Origin of the sequence: uncultured Granulicatella sp., from assembly GCF_963528195.1 — a bacterium.
In the GTDB taxonomy this organism is placed as follows: domain Bacteria; phylum Bacillota; class Bacilli; order Lactobacillales; family Aerococcaceae; genus Granulicatella.
On record NZ_CAURVN010000014.1, the window covers coordinates 17,074 to 37,047 of the forward strand.

The following is a 19,974-nucleotide window of genomic DNA, read 5'->3' on the forward strand; positions in this document are numbered from 1 at the left end:
CTAACTACCTCTTAATGTTTGATAAATCATTTTAGCAATCCACAAACCTTGTTGATGTGCCCCAGTTGTATTCACGATAGATGCTTTTTCATAGAACCAATCTGGATGCGTACTTGATTCTGTTTTCCAATCAATATAATAAACATTTGAATACTTCTCAGCCAAATTATTTGAAATTTGATTAATTTGACCTTGCCATGTTCGATTAATCGTATTTGACACTAAGAAAATTTGTTTATCCATACCAATTTTTTTCAAAACAGCATCTAATTGTCCTTTAGTATAAGCTCCATTACTTCCTACCATTAATACAATGATATCCCCTAATTGTTTTTGTTCTTTCAATTGGTCAATCATTGTTCCTAATTCAAATACTTGGAGATCTCTATTTGCACTAATTACTGCATTTGGATATAATGTCGGAATTTCTTGTGCCATTGCTAATAACATCGTATCTCCAATAAATGTAATAGAAGTATTTGAACTAAAGACTGTTTCTTCTCTACTAAGTCCTTGAATATTATTAATCGTTTTAACAACTTTCTTATCAGTATTACGTGTGTTTTGTGACAAGGATTCACTTGCTAATATTACTTCTTGTAAAGCTGATTCTTGAGCTGATAATCTCGGACTAGCTTGAATAAATCCAATCAATAAAATCAATGCAACTGCAGCACTATAAACCATTTTTACAGTTCTACGAGTCGAATGAGTCCATTGTGCAGATAATTGATTCATCACTTTAGAGAATTTCCCTTTTTCAAACAATTGATACCAAAGTTCCCCTAAAATAACTAATAACACAATTTCTACAATTCTATGTAAAACAGGCGTAGAACTTGTATCACCAATTTTTGCTTGGTATAGAACCGATAAAGGTAAATACCATAAGTAATAAGAAAGACTTCTTCTTCCAATAACTGTTAAAGGTTTTAAACGGAAGAATAATGATGTTACTGATTTAGGATGCAATGAAATCATCATTAAAGCAGCCACAATTACATCAAAGATAAACATTCCACCTCTAAATGTTAAATGACTATGCTCTTTCATTACAAATAAGCTTAGAACTAATAATACAATTGGTACAAAACGAATGACTGACTCATAACGATATTTTTGAATATATTCCCCATAAAATCTTTGAATTGGAAATAATAAGGCTACGACTGCTCCTGTTAAAACAGAAAAAGCTCGTGTATCCGTACCAAAGAATATTCTTAAAAAGTGAACATTTGAAAAATCTTTTGTAATCATTAATAAAACAGAAGCTACTAAAAGAGCAAGCACTACCTTTTGTAACACTTGATGTTTTTTAATCATTACACTTAAAAATACAAATAAAATTGGCCACAATAAATAATATTGAACTGCTAATGACATATACCATAAATGAGAAAATGGCGATTGCGTTAATACCGTTATCGCATGATCATTTTCCTGAATAATTTGCCACCAGTTATTCATAAAGAATAAATTGGAAACCATCGTACTTCTTAAATTCACTAAAAGTTCCCTTTGAAATAGCAATAAATAAAAAATTACGGCTACTATCATCGCAAAAGTTGGAATAATAATTCGTTTTAATCTTTTCGTTAAAAAAGACTTTAATGGTACTTTTCCATTTTTCATTAAAGAATCCATTAGACTAGCAGTCATAAAATAGCCTGATAATAGTAAAAAGATATTTAAGCCTAGAAATCCACCTGGAATACGGTAAGCCATCATTTGATGGCCTACTATACTCATAATCGCAATGGCTCTTAACCCATCAAAAGCTGCGATATAATCTCGTTTTTCAATTTCCGTTCTATCAATCATGACATCACCTAATCGACAAACTCAAAGACAAATTTACGAATTCTAACCATATCACCGTTTTCAGCACCTTGACTACGTAAGGCAGCATCGACACCCATTCCACGTAATTGACGTGAAAAACGCATCACAGATTCATCATGTTCCATATTCGTCATTAAGAATAATTTTTCTAGTTTTTCTCCATATAATACCCATGTACCATCAGGATCTCTTGTAATATCAAATGGACGTTCTTCTTCTTCCAACCCATAAACCATATGAGTTTGAGCTTCTTGTACTTCATCTAATGGGAAGAATTCTGTTTCTTCTAATATTTCTGCTGTTCTTGCTAGTAGTGCTTGTAAGCCATCTTTACGATAAGCAGAAATCGGGAAAATTTCAGGCATTTCTTGACCATCTGGTAAGTTTTCTTGTAAATCTTTTTTAAATTGTTCTAATAATTCTTCAGACTGTGGCTGATCCATTTTATTTGCAACAATAATCATTGGACGTTCTAGTAATCTTAAATGATAAGAACCTAATTCTTGCATAATTACTTGATAATCTTCGTAAGGATTTCTTCCTTCCATTGAAGCCATATCAATGACATGTAATAATACTTTTGTACGTTCAATATGTTTTAAGAAATGGATTCCTAAACCAACACCCATATGAGCTCCTTCGATTAATCCAGGAAGGTCGGCTACAACAAATTGCTCACCGTTTGGAGCTTGTGTCATCCCTAATTGTGGATTTAAAGTTGTAAAATGATAATCCGCAATTTTTGGTTTTGCGCTAGAAATGACTGATAATAAAGTTGATTTTCCTACAGATGGGAATCCAACTAACCCAACGTCTGCTAATACTTTTAATTCTAATTCAATTTCAAATTCTTCTCCTGGTTCTCCATTTTCAGCAATATCTGGAGCCGGATTTTTATGAGTAGCAAAGCGAATATTTCCACGGCCTCCACGACCACCCTTAGCTACTACTACTTCTTGATCTACTTCGACTAAGTCTGCAATCAATTCTTTTGTTTGAGCATTACGAACAATCGTTCCAGCAGGTACTTTAACAATTAAGTCATCTGCTCCACGACCATACATACTTTTACTCATCCCATTTTCACCAGGTTTTGCTTTAAAATGACGTTTGTGACGGAAATCTAATAACGTTCTAAGTCCTGAATCGACTTTAAAAATGACACTACCGCCTCGTCCGCCATCTCCACCAGCAGGACCTCCATCTGGGACATATTTTTCTCTTCTAAATGCTACCATACCGTTACCACCGTCTCCAGCTTTCACCCATATCGTTGCACGATCATAAAAAACTGCCATTAGGATTTACTCCTTTCTTATTTTTAGTGACTATTTAACAATTAACTCTGTGAAGTCAGCAAACTCTAAAATCATTAGTGCTAATTCACGTAAGAAACGTAAACGATTTGTACGAATTTCTTCATTATCGACCATGACCATATTTTCATTAAAGAATTCATGAATTTTTGGAGTAATCGATGCAAATGCTGAAAATTTTTCTTGAGCTGAATAGTTCTCGAAGTCTTTTCTTAAAGTAGCAATTGATTCTACTAATTGACGTTCACTTTCTGTCTCAACTTTATCTAATGAGTATTCTGAAGAATGACGAGCTTCTGCAAATCCTTTTGAACTAATATTAATCACTCGGTTTAATGCTTCAGTAATATCTTTGATTGCCGCTTTAGATACTTCTTTTTCTAACACAGCTACAGCTTTCATTTGTTCTGGTACACTCTTAGAGTTAGAATTCAATACCGCTTCAATAATATCATGACGTTTTGTTACTGTAGTCATTCTTTGAGCAAGTCTTTCAAGAATAAATCCTAAAACGAATGCTTGTACATCTTCTTTTTTATCTTCTAAAAATTCAACATAATCTAAACCTAATAATAATTTTGCAAATTCTTCAATTTCTAAATGCCAATCAAAAGCTTCGACAATTTGCACTAATCCCATTACTTGACGACGTAATGCATAAGGGTCGTTTGAACCTGTTGGTAACATACCAGCAGCTGTAAAGCTTAGGAATGTATCTAATTTATCTGCAATCGCTAATAATGCTCCTGGTACTGATGAAGGTAATTCACCATCAGCACTAATTGGCATATAATGTTCACGAATTGCTCTAGCTACTTCTGGAGTTTCTCCATAATTTTTCGCATAAATTTCACCCATAATTCCTTGTAATTCAGGGAATTCACCAACCATATTTGTTACTAGGTCAAATTTGTAAATGGCAGCTGCACGTTGTGCAGTTTGAATATCTTTGGCATCTAAGTTTAATTCACTTGCAATACGCCCTACTAATAATTGAACACGATTCATTTTTTCAGTCATTGAACCAATTTTCGCATGGAAGTTTAATGTTTCTAATTTCTTCAAGAATGCTGTCATTGGAACTTTTTTATCTTCTTCATAGAAGAATAAAGCATCTTCTAGACGAGCTGTTAATACTTTTTGATTTCCTTTTGCGACATTTTCAATCATGTAGTCATTTCCGTTACGTGCAGAAATGAAATAAGGTTGTAATTCACCTTGTGCATTGTATACTACAAAATAACGTTGATGTTCTTTCATAGAAGTTACTAATACTGGTTCTGGAACGACTAAATATTTTTCATCAAATGTTCCAGCAAAAGCTGTTGGATATTCTAAAATAGAACTTACTTCTTCTAATAATTCTTCATCAATTGGAACTATCCAAGCATTTTTAGCCGCTAACTCTTCAATTTGTTTACGAACTAATGCTTTTCTTTCATCTTGATTTACAATTACAAATTGTTCCGCTAAAGCTTTTTCATATTGCTCTGGAGTTGCAATCTCAGTATCTTTTCCTAAGAAACGATGTCCTCTTGAAACTCGTCCAGCTTTTACATCTAATACTTGAATTTCTTCAATGACTTCTTCTCCATATAAAGCAACAATCCAGTGAATTGGACGTAAATATTCAAACGTATGATCAGCCCAACGCATTGTAACTGGGAATTTCATATCGGTAATAACTGAAGATAATTTCTTAACAACTTCTTTTGTTGATTTACCTTGTAATAATTGTTTAACGTGGATATATTCTACATCTTTAATGTTTTCTACGTAAATATCATCTGTTGTTAAACCTTTTCCACGAACAAATCCTTCAGCAGCTTTTGTCCATGCGCCATCTTTTTGTGCGATTGCTAGAGATGGACCTTTAAAAATTTCAACACGGTCTTCTTGCTCTTCTTCTAATCCATTTACACGAACTGCTAATCTTCTTGGTGTTGCAAAAGCTTCTACAGATTCAAATGATAAGTTTTCTTGTTTAAAAAAGTCTTCCACACGAGTTGCTAATTGTTCTGAACTTGTACGAACATATTGCGCTGGTAATTCTTCTAAACCAATTTCTAATAATAATGATTTTGTCATAATTGTCCTCCTAATGTTACTAGCCTATCCTATTAGTCTTTCAATAATGGGAATCCTAAAGATTCTCTTTCAGCTACGAATGTTTTAGCAATGGTACGTGCCATTTTACGAATACGACCTAAAAATCCTGCACGGTCTGTCGCAGAAATAATGCCACGTGCATCCATTAAGTTAAAGGCATGAGAGCATTTTAATACACAGTCATAAGCTGGGTGAACAAGACCTTTTTCCATTAGGATTGTTGCTTCTTTTTCATATTCAGTAAATAATTGCATTAATAATTCAGGATTACTTTCTTCAAATGCATATTTAGAATGTTCAAATTCTGGTTGTTTAAAAATATCTCCATATTTTACATCGCCAGTCCACACTAAATCATAAACACTTTCTACTTCTTGAATATAAGAAGCTAAACGTTCTAATCCATAAGTAATTTCACTTGTTACTGGATGACATTCTAATCCCCCTACTTGTTGGAAGTAAGTAAATTGAGTGACTTCCATTCCATCTAACCATACTTCCCATCCAAGACCAGCACAGCCTAATGATGGATTTTCCCAGTTATCTTCAACGAAACGAATATCATGTTCTAATGGGTCAATCCCTAATGCAATTAAACTTCCGATATATAACTCTTGAATGTTTTCAGGAGATGGTTTCATGACAACTTGAAATTGATGATGTTGGAATAAACGGTTTGGATTTTCACCATAACGACCATCAGCTGGACGGCGAGATGGTTCTACATAGGCAGCATTCCATGGTTCTGGTCCAATCGCACGTAAAAAAGTATATGGACTCATTGTTCCAGCACCTTTTTCAGTATCATAAGCTTGTAATAATAAACAGCCTTGATTTGACCAATAATTTTGTAATGTTAAAATGATTTCTTGTACTGTTAATTTTTTTGACATAGTATTCCTACTTTCTATAATTTTTATGACAGGATAAAATTCATCTAGAATCTCTTATTGTAAAACGAAGTCTTTCCTCCTTTTCCCTATAAAAAAATCCCTATGTACACTAAAAAAGCATACATAGGGACGATTCATCGCGGTTCCACCCTAATTTCTTAGAAAAATCTAAGCTTCATTGTTGATTGACTCCAATGCGCCACTATTAATTCTCTATCAAACGGATTCCACCTAGCCCGCTCTCTCTATACATATCTAGAATTAAAGTCTCATTTTCAACATCATATTTACTGCATTAATATTACTGATTTTTCCTTCAAAAGTCAAGTTATATCAATCATTTGTTAGCTTTTACCACTTCATCGTGATATAATTTTTTCATTCTTAAAGGAGGGGAATTTTATGCGTTGTGCTTGGGCAACTATTTCTGAACTCAATCAAAACTATCATGATGAAGAATGGGGAGTTCCTTGTTTTGATGATCAAAAACTATTTGAGATATTGACATTAGAAGTGATGCAAGCGGGACTTAGTTGGTCGACCATTTTGAAAAAACGAGAAGGTTTTAGAGAAGCTTTTAAACAATTTGAAATCCATAAAGTTAGTCAATTTACAAAAGACGATGTAGAAACATTACTCCAAAATCCTAAAATCATTCGTCATCGTCAAAAGATTGAGGCGACTATTCAAAATGCCAAAATTATTTTGCATCTACAAATTCAATACGGAAGTTTTCATGAATTTTTATGGAGTAAGTTTGAACACACTCCTATCATCAATCATTGGGAAAGAATGGAAGAAGTTCCATCTTCTACTCCACTAACTGAACAGTTATGTAAAGAATTTAAAAAACTGGGATTCAAGTTTATGGGACCCACTACCCTCTATTCATTTTTACAAGCATCTGGCATCATCAATGATCACCTTGATTCTTGTCCATTTAAACACAAATAAAGACTTTTATGCGCTGCATAAAAGTCTTTATTTTGATTACATCCATTTAGAATAATCGTCATCTTCCATAGCTTCTACTGTTCCAAGTAAATAACCATTCCCTACTTGAGAGAAGAAGTCATGGTTACTTGTACCTGTTGAAATACCATTCATCACAATTGGATCCACATCTTCAGCTGTATCTGGGAATAATGGATCAAAGCCTAAATTTTGTAAAGCCTTATTCGCATTATATCGAATGAATACTTTTACTTTTTCAGTCCAACCAACTTGATCATAAATTGATTGTGTATACTTCACTTCATTTTGATACAATTCTAAACATAATTGATAAACCCACATTTTAAGAGTTTCTTGTTCTTCTAAAGGTAATTCATTGTATCCTTGTTGGAATTTATAGCCTGTATAAGTTCCGTGAACAGATTCATCACGAATAATTAATTTAATAATTTCCGCTACATTGGCTAATTTATTGTTTCCTAAATAATACAATGGTGTAAAGAAACCACTATAGAATAAAAATGTTTCTAACATCGTTGATGCTACTTTCATTTTTAGTGCATCTCTACTTTGATAAATTTCATTAATTTTTTGAGCTTTGTATTGTAAAAACTCATTATTATTTGTCCACTCAAAAATTTCTTCTATTTCAGCTTTTGTATGTAAAGTACTGAAAATCGTTGAATAACTTTTCGCATGAACAGATTCCATAAATTGAATATTATTCCATACTGCTTCTTCATGTTGTGTACGAACATAGTCCTTCATCAGACTTGCACCTTCTTCAGATTGCAATGTATCTAATAAAGTCAATCCTCCAAATACTTTCCCTACAACATCTTTTTCAGCTGGGGATAATGTTCTCCAGTCATCTAAGTCATTTGAAACAGGAATACGAGTATCTAACCAAAATTGCTCGGTTAACTTTTCCCATGTCATTTTGTCAATCATATCTTCTACTTGGTTCCAGTCGATTGCTTTATAATAAGCTACTGGTGCAGAAGCATTTTGTGACAAAATCTCATTAAAATAACGTTTCTCACTCATGATAAGTCTCCTTTTTTGAATTAAATACTACAACTTTCGCAACCATTACTTCCAATTTCATCATTATTTTCTGTAAATGTACGAACATAATAAATTGATTTGATTCCTTTATTCCAAGCATAGTTTCTTAAGATATTTAAATCTCTTGTTGTCATTTTTCTTGTACGACCATTTTTCCATTCATATAATCCTTCTGGTAATTCAGAACGCATGAATAATGTTAAACTCATTCCTTGGTCAATATGTTTTTGAGCTGCTGCATATACATCAATCACTTTACGCATATCAATATCATAAGCTGATTTATAATATGGTAATGTTTCATTTGATAAGAATGGTGCTGGATAATATGTTTTACCAGTTTTCTTCTCTTGACGCTCCTCAATTAAACGAGTAATTGGATGCAAGCTTGCACTTGTTTCATTTACATAGCTGATTGAGCCTGTTGGAGCAATTGCTAGACGATTTTGGTGATATAGTCCATCTGCCATTACATCTGCTTTTAATTGTTTCCAATCTTCCGCAGTTGGAATTGGTAAGTTCGCAAAAATTTCTTTTACTTTTTCAGATTTAATTTCTACATCTGACTCTGTATAAGCATCGAAATAAGTTCCTGATGCATAGGCAGATTTTTCAAAGCCATCAAATGTTACGCCACGTTCTTTAGCAATTTTATGACTTGCTTTTAATGTATAGAAATTCAATAGACGGAAGTATAAATCTGTTACTTCAATCGATTCAGGCGAACCATATTCCATTTGATTTAATGCAAAGAATGTATGTAAGCCCATTGCCCCTAAACCAATTGTATGAGCTTTTTGGTTTCCATTTTTCACCGTTGGAACTGCATCGATACTTGAGTGATCTGTGACAAATGTTAATGCACGAACCGCCACTTCAATCGAGCGTTCAAAATCAGGTGATTGCATTAAATTAACAATATTTGTAGAACCTAAATTACAGCTAATATCCGTTCCAAGCACTTCATACTCTTGCGCATTATTAATCACTGAAGGACTTTGTACTTGTAAAATTTCTGAACATAAGTTGCTCATAATGATTTTTCCATCAATTGGATTTGCTTTGTTCACTGTATCAATATTTACGATATATGGATAACCAGATTCTTGTTGTAATTTACTAATTTCTTGTTCTAAATCACGTGCACGTAATTTTGATTTACGAATTTCTGGATTATTCACCATATTATCATACTCTTTTGTAATATCTACATAAGAGAAAGGAACACCATAAATACGTTCCACATCATATGGACTAAATAAATACATCATATCGTCCTGTTTAATTAACTCGTAAAACTTATCTGGAACTACTAGCCCTAATGATAATGTTTTAACACGAATTTTTTCATCTGCATTTTCTTTTTTAGTCGATAAAAATGATACGATATCTGGGTGGAAAACATTTAAATAAACAGCTCCTGCACCATTACGTTGACCTAATTGGTTTGAATAACTAAAACTATCTTCTAATAATTTCATAATTGGAACAACCCCACTAGAAGCATTTTCAATTTTCTTAATTGGGTCTCCAGCTGCACGAACGTTTGATAAACTTACTCCAACTCCCCCACCAATTCTAGAAAGTTGTAATGCAGAGTTAATTGTACGTCCAATACTATTCATGTCATCCGTTGTTTGAATTAAGAAACAAGACACTAATTCACCACGACGTTTTCTTCCAGCATTTAAAAATGTTGGTGTCGCTGGTTGATAACGTTGATGAATCATTTCTTCAGCTAAGTCTCTAGCTAATTGTTCATCACCATCTGCTAAAAATAAAGCATTAAAGACGATACGATCTTCAAAACGTTCTAAATAACGTTCTCCATCATTTGTTTTTAAGGCATATTGCTTATAAAACTTAAATGCTGACATAAATGAACGAAAACGGAATTTTTTCTTATAAATTGCTTTCATTAAACTTTTAACAAACTCACGGTCATATTTATTTAAAAAATCTTCTTCTAAAAAATCATGTTCAATTAAATAATCTAATTTTTCATCTAATGTATAGAAAAACACCGTATTTGGATTTACATGCTCTAAGAAGAATGCTCGTACTGCTTCTTTATCCTTATGTAAAGGAATTTTCCCATCAACCGGACGGTTCAATTCATTATTTAATGAAAAATATGTTACTTCTTGAGATTTACTAATTAATTTTGGACTATCCAAGTTCGCTCACCTTTTCCTTTATTATAGTTACGTCTTTTTGAGTTCCATGGAACTCAAAACAATGCAATAGTGGAACTTTATAAGTAGAAGAAATGATTTTTGCTGTTTGACAAAAGGAAGTATTAAAATTTCTATTTCCAGAACCAGCTACTCCTTTTAATAAAGCTTGGTTACCATCTGTTTCAATAAAATCTTGAAAATATTCAAATACTTCCATATCATAAGTAGGACTTACAATAATATAAGGTTCATCCATTGTTTGAAATACATTTTGTGGTGTAATTTCTACAGTTGGAAACTCCAATTTTTGAACAAATCTTCTCGTCTGTCCTGTCAAAGATAAAAAAACTACTTTCATACTTACTCCTCTATTTCATACCTTATCATTATATCTACTTTCTTCTCTTATAGCAACCTATAAATTCTACATTTAGTACTTTATAAAAATAATAACACAAAATATAGTAATAAAGTTTAGTTTTTTTCAATATATTGACAAAGAGATTTTTCAGATTTACACTAATAAATATCAAAGAAAGGAGACTAAAAATGACACTTTCTCATACAATTAGTGCTTCAGAAAGACAAGTTCTTCGAGTAATATGGGCAAACCCAAAATGCACGAGTACTTTTATTATTGAAGCATTATCTACAAATTTCAATTGGCAAGCTGCTACGATTAAAACTCTCATCAATCGACTTTTGAAAAAAGAATTTATTGTACCAACTTCCAAAAGACCTTATCAATATATTGCTACATTAACAGAAGAAGAACTACTAGATTTAGAATGCAATGAGTTATTAAGTCATATTTGCCAAAAAAAACAAGGTGAATTACTGGCATTACTCATTCAAAAAGCTCAATTATCCAAACAGGACACTCATCAATTACAAAAATTATTACAAGAAAAAGAAATGGATGCTCCTGAATATCTAGCTTGTACTTGTATCCCTGGTCAATGTCGTTGTTGTCACCACTAAAAAAAGCCAGACATAAGTCTGACTTTTTTTATATTTCTTAAATTCATTAATACCAAACGCTAACGTCCACTTTTCCGCTAATACCTTTTAAGTATTCGCTTGAAGTATATTGCCAACCTTTAGATCCTGAATAATGAGGATTATTCCAATCTAATGCTTCTGTATAAGCAGCTACCCAGTCCACATATTTTAAAATATCTGGATGATTTAAACGTGTTTGTAATAAATGTCTGTAACTATAAATTCTTACATTCGTATAGCCTGCTTTATGCATTGTATCCATATATTTATTTACAATTTTCACCCATGTTTTTGTATCTTTAGGTGCAGCTTTTGTTTTATTCACATATTCCCAATTTTCAACATCATAATAAATTGGGTAACTTGGTTGAATATGATATTTTTCCATTAGTTTAATAGTATGTTTCGCTTCTAATTCAGCATCTGATTCATTTTCAGCATAAGTGTACAAATAAACTCCATAAGGAACTCCTAAGCGATTTAATTCTTTAATATTATACGCTAATTGTTTATCTTCATCATAAGCATAGTACCCTAAACGAACAATAACTCCATCAATGCCATTATCACGAATCACTTGACTCCAGTTTTGGATCTTTCCATTATGTTCACTTACATCGATAACTTTCTTGGCATTACTTCCACCAACTTGTTCGGATCGTCCATTATAGAAATAACGTTGACCATTTTTTTGAACCCAACCTCTATTGACTTTTTCTTGCTTTTCAATCGTTCCAGAATTTGAGAATGTATATTTTGTATCTCCAACTGTTACAACACCGGTAGCCATTGCACCAGCGTCTCCTAAATAATAATTACCTACCCATTCTTTTTCAGCTCTAGCACCGTTTGCTTTAAAGTAATACCAATCTCCGTCAATTTGAACCCATTCATTACGTGCATAACGGCCATCTGCATTTAAATAAAACATAGATTGATAACTTGGATCAAATAACCATTCTTTAGTCATCATCGCTCCACTACCATTCACAAAATAATCACCAATCCATTGACGAGTTGCTAAATATCCACCAGATAGTAAGTAATACCATTTTCCTCCATCTTGAATCCATTCTTTTTCAGCATATTTTCCATCTGCTTTCAAATAGAAATAAGAATTATATTGATTATCGAAAATCCATTCTTTTTTAGCCATAGCACCACTTGGATTTAAATAGTAATTGCCTTTCCATTCGCTCTTAGCCATATAGCCCCATTCTTTGAAATAGTACCATTTGCCACCAATTTCTAACCATTGATTTTCAGCGTAATTTCCATCTGCTTTTAAATAGAAATAAGACTTGTAATTTTCATCATAAATAAACGATCCAACTACTTTTTTTCCTTCTTTATCTACAAAAGAACGATCAATCCATGAAGAAGTTGCTTTTGTACCATCTTCATTATAATAATATTGTTGTCCATTAATCGTTTGCCATCCTGTTAAATTTTCACTATTTGCTTCTTTTGCATTAATTGTCGGTAAAGATAACAATACCAATGCAGACAATGACAATGCAATATTTTTCAATTTCATGTACACTAATTCTCCTTTGCGTAAAGTCTCACTCTGATATTGTATAATTAAAAGCTTAAAAACTCAAACAAAATCCTAAAATATCCCCCTCTCATAAATGTTCAAATAAATAAAAGAGGAACTTCTACTGAATAGAAAATTCCTCTTTTAATGATAGATGAAATTAAGTCAAATCATTAGTCATTGAATAATGAACGAATTGTTTTGAAAATTTCTTTATTTTGTTCGATTTTTACATCATTTCCAACTACTACAAAGGCATTTTGATCTAATACTTTTTTCATTGTTGGAGCAAATGAACGAACTTTTTCAGGTGTTACATTTAAAACTTCATCACGAGTTTTTTGAACAAGTTCATTTGTCACATGAGTAAAGTAACGAGTAAAGGCAATATTTCCTTTTTGATTTGCAGAAAGTGGACGATCAATACTGCTGAATGTTCCAATGAGATTTTTCTCAAATTCTTCTTTTGATGGATTATAATTTTCTAAATATTGAACTTGTCCATCATAAGTTTTTAAAGTTTCCACTAAGTTTGGATCACGATAGGATACAGCAGCTACTTCACCTTTTCCACCAATCACACTCATTCCACCGTACGCTCCACCTTTAACACGAACTGTATTCCATAAATAATCTAACCCTAAAACCGTTTGTAAGAATGCATTAGATCCTTCAAATGGAACTCCTAGTAATGTTTGATTATAACCTTTTGCTACATATTGAATTTCTTGAGCAGTTTTAAATCCTTCATTCAATACTTCAACAGGAGTTGTGAATGGTTGTGGTGTCACTACTTCTTGTGATAAGTGTTGGAAGAATGATTGTGATAAAGCTTTAAATTGTTCAAAATCCTCTTTACTTCCGACAAATGTAGCAGTTACTCCATGAATATTTAAGATTTGACGAAGTACAGCAATTAATTGTTGACTAAAGCTTTCTTTTCTCTCATCATAATGTTTCACTAAATCAGAAATATAATCATAGTAATCAATACCTTCTAATGCCTGAGCATATTTTGCTCCTTCTGAATAGTAAGATTCTAATCGACGTACTGCAATGGTATGCGAAGCATAATTCATATGCATTTCTAAATTCGCTTTTGTATTTAATAACAGTTCTTTAATCTTATCATAATCTTCCAAGTTTGAATGGAAGACAATTTCTTCCACCAATTCAATTAATTTTGGTAAATATTGAGATAAGGCTTTTCCTGAAACTGTGAAGAATGGATAATACACATTTTTCGCAACATCTTCTGTCATGACAAAAGCATTTGTTGAAATTCCACCTGTATAGAAATCCATCTCTGTATTTAAATCTTCATCAGCAAAATGTTTTGTACTAATTTCACCTAATAATTCAGTGACAAAAGCAGCTACTGGAATTTCTTCTGTTTTAACCCCTCTCATATCGAAGAAATATTTCGCATATGAAATTCCTGCTGTAAAGTCTTCATAATGTAAGAAAGTCGGTGTCTCTTTTCCTTCTTCAACTGTTAAAGGATATTGAGTTGCTTTCTTTTGAATATCATCAATGGATAGTGTTGGAATTTTTGCTAAATCTTCTGGTCTATCAGGAGATTCTTGTCTTTCAATTAATTTTTGAGTCGTTTCAACTAATTGATCTAACTCTTCTTCACTTAGACTTGCTTTATACTCTGCTAATTTTTTAGCTAATTCTACTTCTTTTTCTTCTAATAAACCTGGTTCTGGTTTTAAAGTAATGATAGCAGCGTGAGTATTGTCTAATAAGTATTTTTGAATAATATTTTCAAAATATCCATCTTCAACTTTAGCTTGAATGGCATCTAAATGTTTTTGGTATTCAAATGATACATATGGACTTCCATCATATAACCAACTTGTTAAAGCATTCATACCATACATAACACCTTTTGGTGTACTACCTTCCAAAGCTGTTAATTCTTTATAACGGAAAGCTGTTTTATTTAAAGCAGCTTGAATCGCTTTTCTAGAAATTCCTTCTTTCACTAAACGTTGTAATTCCTGTTGAATAATTTGAACAAATTGTTCTTTTTTATCAGCATCTGTATCTTTTAAAACAACTTCAAATGTTGGAGAATACGTATAAGCAGAATATCCACCCATAACATCACTACCAATATTCGCTTTTAATAAAGCTTTCTTCAATGGTGCGGTATTACTACCTAATAGCAATTCATCTAAAATACTTAAAGCAATTCCTTCTTCTCCATTAGTACTTGTGCCAGTAGCCCAAACATATTCTAACAATGTTTTATTCTCAGTTGAGTCTCCTTTAGAAACAGAATACGTACTTGTTAGTTCTTTAACACTTGTAAATGGTTCTTGTTGGTATCCTACAAATGGAACTTCTTTTGCTTCAAAAGCATCAAAGTATTCTGATAATTGTTCCATCGCTTTTGATAAATCTAAATTCCCATATAAAGTTACTCGAGCATTACTTGGGTGATAATACGTTTGATGGAAATTAATGAATTTTTCTTGAGTTAGTGTTGGAATTGAAGCTGGCATTCCTCCAGAAACATGTTTATAAAATGTGTCAGGGAATAATGTTGGTTCAACTAGACGGTTTAATTCTGATTCTGGTTGAGAAAATGCTCCCTTCATTTCATTATAAACAACGCCTTTATAAGTTAATTCATCTTCTTTATTTTCTAAATGATAATGCCATCCTTCTTGCATTAAAATTTGTGGGTTTGATAAAAGATTTGGATAAAATACTGCATCTAAATATACGTCCATTAAATTCTCGAAATCTTTTTGGTTTCTTGACGCTACTGGATACATGGTTTTATCAGAAAATGTCCATGCGTTTAAAAATGTTTGTAGGGAACCTTTTAATAATTCTACGAATGGTTCTTTTGTTGGGTATTTTTTTGATCCATTTAATACGGAGTGTTCGATAATATGCGCAATTCCGTTGTCGTCATATGGTGGTGTACGGAATGCGATAGAGAATGCTTTGTTGTCATCGTCTGTTTTTAAATACATGACTTGAGCGCCTGTTTTGTCATGTTTGTATAAATAGTAATCGCAACGGATATCTGGTAATGGTTTTTGTTCTACGAGTGTAAAACTGTTAAATTCTTTTGTCATGAAATGACCTCCATTTCTAAATTGAATGTGCTTATCTTTTATTCAAACACGATTTCAAACAATAAGCAAGAGAAAAAGTTTTAGGCGTAGAAAAAAGAAATAAAAAATGATTTTTCATATAGCTAGGACGCCAGCAGACCTAGCGGTCTCATGGCTAAAATTTGAGCCTCTGTCTCAAATTTTCCTTTGTGACAGAATCGCTATTCAGCAATTCTATTACCTCAGCTATAAAAAGATTATTTTTTATTTCTTTATTTTAGTTATTTAGTTTTCTTACGTTATGTTCTTTAACGGATTTAAAATTAAAATATTTCTTCTTAAACTAGGACATAAACGTCTTAGTGATAAAAACGCTATCGCTACTCCTATCATTTTTGCTACAAAATTTCAAAAACGTTAAAAATAAAGCATACCAAAAAGTTGCTTTTTTAGCTTTAGTGATAGAAATACTGAGAAGTATTTCTATCACTGTTGGAAAAATTGAGACCTTGGGCTCAATTTTTAGCCATGAGATTCGCATCGCGAAGCTGCTGGCGTCCTAGCTAAACTAAAGCAACATTTTGGTATGCTTTATTTACTTAGAAAATTTTAAAATACAAAAAGTTCCCTTTTTAGCTTGAGTGACAGAAACACTGGGAAGTGTTTTTGTCACTATTGGAAAATTTGAGACTTGAGGCTCAAATTTTAGCCATGAGATTCGCAAAGCGAAGCTGCTGGCGTCCTAGCTAAATCAGGAAACTTTTTTGTATGCTTTATTTGTTATTTGTGCGCTTTATCTTTCACACGATTCGCAATTAATTTAAACAAAGCTGTTGCGAAAATGGCAATCAAAATTGAATTAATCATACTAAAAATCCAACCATTAATAAAAACAACTGCCGTAGAAGCCTGATAGAAAAAGACCTCTAACGTCGGTAAAATCAAACCAAAAATAATCACATTCGCAACCACTTGAATCACATTAAAACGCAAAGCATCATGACGAGAAAAAGTACCCGCTAAAAATGACTTGCGACGAATACCTAGACCAAAAACATAACCAAGCATCCCTACAGAAATTGCAATTGCAATCCACTGCTCTGTCGTCCCTAATAATAAATCAATAAAAATCGTTGCTACACCAACAATTGCAGCAAATAACGAACCCGCTAAACCAGCCACAATCGCTAATAAAATATAAAAGAAGTTAATATCCACTCCATTAAAAATTGGTAATGTAATTCCTACGTAGTGATAACTTAGAACTAAAACAATTAATGAAATAACATGAAGAAGACCTGTTTGTATGAATTTATTCTCTTTCATCATTTTTCTCCTCTATTTTGACTCTTCACCAATAATTTTCACTTCGGGCTCGAGTCTTACTTGGAATTGTTCGAACACAACTTCTTGAACATGTTGAATCACCGCTAAATAATCTGTAGCTGTTGCATGATCAATGTTTACAATAAACCCTGCATGTTTTTTAGACACTTGAGCGCCACCAATTTGGAATCCTTGAAGTCCTGCATCTTGGATTAATTTTCCAGTAAAATGACCTTCTGGTCGCTTAAATACACTTCCACAAGAAGGATATTCTAATGGCTGTTTACTTTCACGTAAATGGGTTAATTCTTCCATTTTTGCTTCAATTGATTCTTTTTTCCCTGGAATTAGATTAAAGCAGACATCAATCACTAAATCTCCACTTTCTTGTAAAGCACTATGACGATATGAAAACTCTAATTCTTCATTTGTTAGACGTTTGATTTCACCTGTACGAGTGACAACATCTACAAATTCTACTACTTCGCAAACTTCACCACCATAGGCTCCTGCATTCATATACATGGCTCCTCCAACACTTCCTGGGATACCACATGCGAATTCTAATCCTGTTAAAGATTGTTCTAATGCACATTTTGTCACTTCAATTAAAGACACACCAGCTTCTGCTAAAATTTTATTCCCCATTACTTTCATAGCAGTCATTTCATTTAATAAAATAACAGCTCCCTTTATGCCACCATCTCTAACAATGACATTGCTGGCATTTCCTAATACTGTAATTGGAATTTGTTTTTCTTGTAAAGCTTTAATAATTTTTGCAGTTTCATGTTTATCTTTTGGGAAAATTAAACATTCAGCTTCCCCACCTGTTTTTGTATATGTATATTTTTTTAAGGGTTCATGGAAGCTTACTTTCACTTCTGGAAATTGCTCTTTCCACCATTCTTTCATCTTCTTCTCTCCTATTTATGCAATATCTTTTTTATGATACTATTCATCAGTTTCTACGTCAAATGATAAAAAGCCTTCAGATGCTTTTGCATGTGCTAATCTCTCACAAATAAAATGACTTAATAAGCTTGAAATAGGAGAAACTGGATTTTCACCATTAGTTTGAACAGCAATAATAAAGGAATGAACAATACTTTCAAATCCTCTCTTATATAAAGTAGAATCCCAGGATGAAAAATGATCTTTAATTTCTTCTCCACCTTGATAGATCGTTAAATCCGTTAAATTTTGTAATGAAAAAGTACCCGTTTCAGCTTGAATTTCAATTCTTTCAAGATTCGCTCCAGATTCTGTATTCATCATTACAACGGCTGATTGTTCTTCATTTTCTAAATAAATTGTACATTGTTCAATAACACCGTGATTTTTCTTATAATAGAATGATCCACGGTTTGGTTTTTCATCCATTAAAAATAATGCTGTATCTAAAGGATGAATAAAAACATCAAAAATACGTGTACGATTATCAAAACTTGGAATTGTACAATTCTTTTCTGTAATAATTCTTTTCTTATGAAGGACATTTTTTAATTCCACTACTTTGGGAGCAAAACGTCGATTAAATCCTGCTGTTAAAAAAGTTTGATTTTTTTTGGCTAATCTATATAATTCAAGCGTTTCTTCATAACTAGGAGCAATCGGTTTATCTAAATATACTGGAATTCCTTTTTCTAAAAATTGCTTGGCAACTTCAACATGAGCCTCCGTTGAAACATGAATCATGACTCCATCTAAATCAAAATGTAATAATTCTTCAACATTACTACATGGAATACAACGCCCTAATAATTTTGATTCTCGTTGTAAAACTTCTACATTTCTAGTACACATATACCACTTCACATTACCAATTGAACGCATTACTGGTAAATAGGCTTTTTGTGCAATCGCACCAATCCCAACTACTCCAATATTTAACACGAGAACTCCCCCTAATCATTAATCTTCTTTTAAATGATGTAATAATTGATGAACAATCAACGCTGATTTACGACCTGCTTCAACAATAAATGTATCAAAATCAACTGCTGATGTTCCTTTTTGTGGCATGTCCGAGATTGCTCTGACAACAATGACTGGAGTTTGTAATGCATAACAAGCTTGTGCAATAGAGGCTCCTTCCATTTCAGTTGCTAAAACATCTGGGAAATGTTTTAAAATTAATAATCGTTGATCTTCACGATGAATAAAACTATCTGCTGAAACGACCAATCCTTTATACACAGATAAATTCAACTCAGATTGAATTGCTTTTATAACGTCATCTTCAATCACTTGAGCTTGGAAACGTGCAGGCATCCCTGGCATTTGTCCATATTCATATTGAAAAGCTGTTACATCTGCATCACTGTACGCTAATTCTGTAGCAACCACAATATCTCCAATATTCATTTCTGTTCCAAATCCACCCGCTGATCCTGTATTAATGACTAATGTCACATTAAAATGGTGAATTAATAAAGCAGCTGTTACACTAGACATTACCTTACCAATACCAGATTGCACTAATACAATAGATACGCCATTTAAATGTCCTTCTAAAAATGTCCATCCTGCAATTTTTACTTCCTGTTCAATTGTCATTTCTTCAGATAGAAGACGTTTTTCCTCTTCCATTGCTGCAATAATTCCGACTTTCATGTATTACTCCTTTTCTACGAAATAGGCCATTTGAATGACATCATAATATTGACC

Annotated in this window: 15 protein-coding genes; 2 read left to right on the forward strand and 13 right to left on the reverse strand. The window is 32.6% G+C overall.

Going from position 1 to position 19,974, the window contains the following annotated elements; all coding sequences use genetic code 11:
• The 4 genes from RWR88_RS05305 to glyQ are packed head-to-tail and all read right to left on the reverse strand — an operon-like array spanning position 1 to position 6,160.
• Complete coding sequence (locus RWR88_RS05305) at positions 1–1,821, reverse strand: acyltransferase family protein (RefSeq protein ID WP_314450960.1); 1,821 nt, start codon at positions 1,819–1,821, stop codon at positions 1–3.
• An 8-nt stretch (positions 1,822–1,829) separates the two neighbouring features.
• Positions 1,830–3,140 (reverse strand): GTPase ObgE, encoded by a 1,311-nt coding sequence (obgE, locus tag RWR88_RS05310; RefSeq protein WP_006702797.1) that lies wholly within the window; start codon positions 3,138–3,140, stop codon positions 1,830–1,832.
• A 30-nt stretch (positions 3,141–3,170) separates the two neighbouring features.
• Positions 3,171–5,246 (reverse strand): glycine--tRNA ligase subunit beta, encoded by a 2,076-nt coding sequence (gene glyS / locus RWR88_RS05315; RefSeq protein WP_314450961.1) that lies wholly within the window; start codon positions 5,244–5,246, stop codon positions 3,171–3,173.
• A 32-nt stretch (positions 5,247–5,278) separates the two neighbouring features.
• The gene (glyQ, locus tag RWR88_RS05320; protein ID WP_040507500.1) at positions 5,279–6,160 is read right to left on the reverse strand and encodes a glycine--tRNA ligase subunit alpha; all 882 of its coding nucleotides are present in this window, start codon (positions 6,158–6,160) and stop codon (positions 5,279–5,281) included.
• 402 nt (positions 6,161–6,562) lie between these two features.
• Between glyQ and RWR88_RS05325 the strand changes: the two genes are divergently transcribed.
• Complete coding sequence (locus tag RWR88_RS05325; RefSeq protein WP_314348821.1) at positions 6,563–7,114, forward strand: DNA-3-methyladenine glycosylase I; 552 nt, start codon at positions 6,563–6,565, stop codon at positions 7,112–7,114.
• 36 nt (positions 7,115–7,150) lie between these two features.
• Here RWR88_RS05325 and nrdF read toward each other — a convergent pair whose 3' ends face one another.
• Genes nrdF through nrdI form a run of 3 tightly spaced genes read right to left on the reverse strand, consistent with a single transcriptional unit; the run spans position 7,151 to position 10,717 of the window.
• On the reverse strand, positions 7,151–8,161 hold the full coding sequence (nrdF, locus tag RWR88_RS05330) for a class 1b ribonucleoside-diphosphate reductase subunit beta (protein WP_006702800.1): 1,011 nt from the start codon (positions 8,159–8,161) through the stop codon (positions 7,151–7,153).
• 20 nt (positions 8,162–8,181) lie between these two features.
• Positions 8,182–10,359 (reverse strand): class 1b ribonucleoside-diphosphate reductase subunit alpha, encoded by a 2,178-nt coding sequence (gene nrdE / locus RWR88_RS05335; protein WP_314348819.1) that lies wholly within the window; start codon positions 10,357–10,359, stop codon positions 8,182–8,184.
• Entirely contained in the window at positions 10,352–10,717 is a 366-nt protein-coding gene (gene nrdI, locus RWR88_RS05340; protein ID WP_314348818.1) for a class Ib ribonucleoside-diphosphate reductase assembly flavoprotein NrdI, read from the reverse strand. The genes nrdE and nrdI overlap by 8 nt, the downstream gene beginning before the upstream one ends.
• A 191-nt stretch (positions 10,718–10,908) precedes the next feature.
• Between nrdI and RWR88_RS05345 the strand changes: the two genes are divergently transcribed.
• On the forward strand, positions 10,909–11,340 hold the full coding sequence (locus RWR88_RS05345; protein ID WP_314348817.1) for a BlaI/MecI/CopY family transcriptional regulator: 432 nt from the start codon (positions 10,909–10,911) through the stop codon (positions 11,338–11,340).
• A gap of 46 nt (positions 11,341–11,386) precedes the next feature.
• On the opposite strand, the gene RWR88_RS05350 is transcribed toward RWR88_RS05345, so the two are convergent.
• The 6 genes from RWR88_RS05350 to RWR88_RS05375 form a co-directional block, all read right to left on the reverse strand.
• Positions 11,387–12,898, reverse strand: coding sequence for a GH25 family lysozyme (locus tag RWR88_RS05350; protein WP_314450962.1), 1,512 nt, complete (start codon positions 12,896–12,898; stop codon positions 11,387–11,389).
• 176 nt (positions 12,899–13,074) lie between these two features.
• Positions 13,075–15,999, reverse strand: a complete 2,925-nt coding sequence (locus tag RWR88_RS05355) for an insulinase family protein (RefSeq protein ID WP_314450963.1) — start codon at positions 15,997–15,999, stop codon at positions 13,075–13,077.
• 759 nt (positions 16,000–16,758) lie between these two features.
• A complete protein-coding gene (locus RWR88_RS05360; RefSeq protein WP_314450964.1) occupies positions 16,759–17,304 on the reverse strand; it encodes an ECF transporter S component in 546 nt (181 codons plus the stop codon).
• 12 nt (positions 17,305–17,316) lie between these two features.
• Entirely contained in the window at positions 17,317–18,219 is a 903-nt protein-coding gene (murB, locus tag RWR88_RS05365) for a UDP-N-acetylmuramate dehydrogenase (protein WP_314450965.1), read from the reverse strand.
• A gap of 39 nt (positions 18,220–18,258) precedes the next feature.
• A complete protein-coding gene (locus RWR88_RS05370; RefSeq protein ID WP_314450966.1) occupies positions 18,259–19,200 on the reverse strand; it encodes a Gfo/Idh/MocA family oxidoreductase in 942 nt (313 codons plus the stop codon).
• Between the two features lie 18 nt (positions 19,201–19,218).
• Entirely contained in the window at positions 19,219–19,920 is a 702-nt protein-coding gene (locus RWR88_RS05375) for a 5'-methylthioadenosine/adenosylhomocysteine nucleosidase (protein ID WP_314349493.1), read from the reverse strand.
• Between the last annotated feature and the right edge of the window lie 54 nt (positions 19,921–19,974).

Coding starts and splice junctions, on each gene's coding strand:
- RWR88_RS05305 (WP_314450960.1), bottom strand. CDS start 1,821: ATGATTGATAGAACGGAAATTGAAAAACGAGATTATATCGCAGCTTTT.
- obgE (WP_006702797.1), bottom strand. CDS start 3,140: ATGGCAGTTTTTTATGATCGTGCAACGATATGGGTGAAAGCTGGAGAC.
- glyS (WP_314450961.1), bottom strand. CDS start 5,246: ATGACAAAATCATTATTATTAGAAATTGGTTTAGAAGAATTACCAGCG.
- glyQ (WP_040507500.1), bottom strand. CDS start 6,160: ATGTCAAAAAAATTAACAGTACAAGAAATCATTTTAACATTACAAAAT.
- RWR88_RS05325 (WP_314348821.1), top strand. CDS start 6,563: ATGCGTTGTGCTTGGGCAACTATTTCTGAACTCAATCAAAACTATCAT.
- nrdF (WP_006702800.1), bottom strand. CDS start 8,161: ATGAGTGAGAAACGTTATTTTAATGAGATTTTGTCACAAAATGCTTCT.
- nrdI (WP_314348818.1), bottom strand. CDS start 10,717: ATGAAAGTAGTTTTTTTATCTTTGACAGGACAGACGAGAAGATTTGTT.
- RWR88_RS05345 (WP_314348817.1), top strand. CDS start 10,909: ATGACACTTTCTCATACAATTAGTGCTTCAGAAAGACAAGTTCTTCGA.
- RWR88_RS05350 (WP_314450962.1), bottom strand. CDS start 12,898: ATGAAATTGAAAAATATTGCATTGTCATTGTCTGCATTGGTATTGTTA.
- RWR88_RS05355 (WP_314450963.1), bottom strand. CDS start 15,999: ATGACAAAAGAATTTAACAGTTTTACACTCGTAGAACAAAAACCATTA.
- RWR88_RS05360 (WP_314450964.1), bottom strand. CDS start 17,304: ATGAAAGAGAATAAATTCATACAAACAGGTCTTCTTCATGTTATTTCA.
- murB (WP_314450965.1), bottom strand. CDS start 18,219: ATGAAAGAATGGTGGAAAGAGCAATTTCCAGAAGTGAAAGTAAGCTTC.
- RWR88_RS05375 (WP_314349493.1), bottom strand. CDS start 19,920: ATGAAAGTCGGAATTATTGCAGCAATGGAAGAGGAAAAACGTCTTCTA.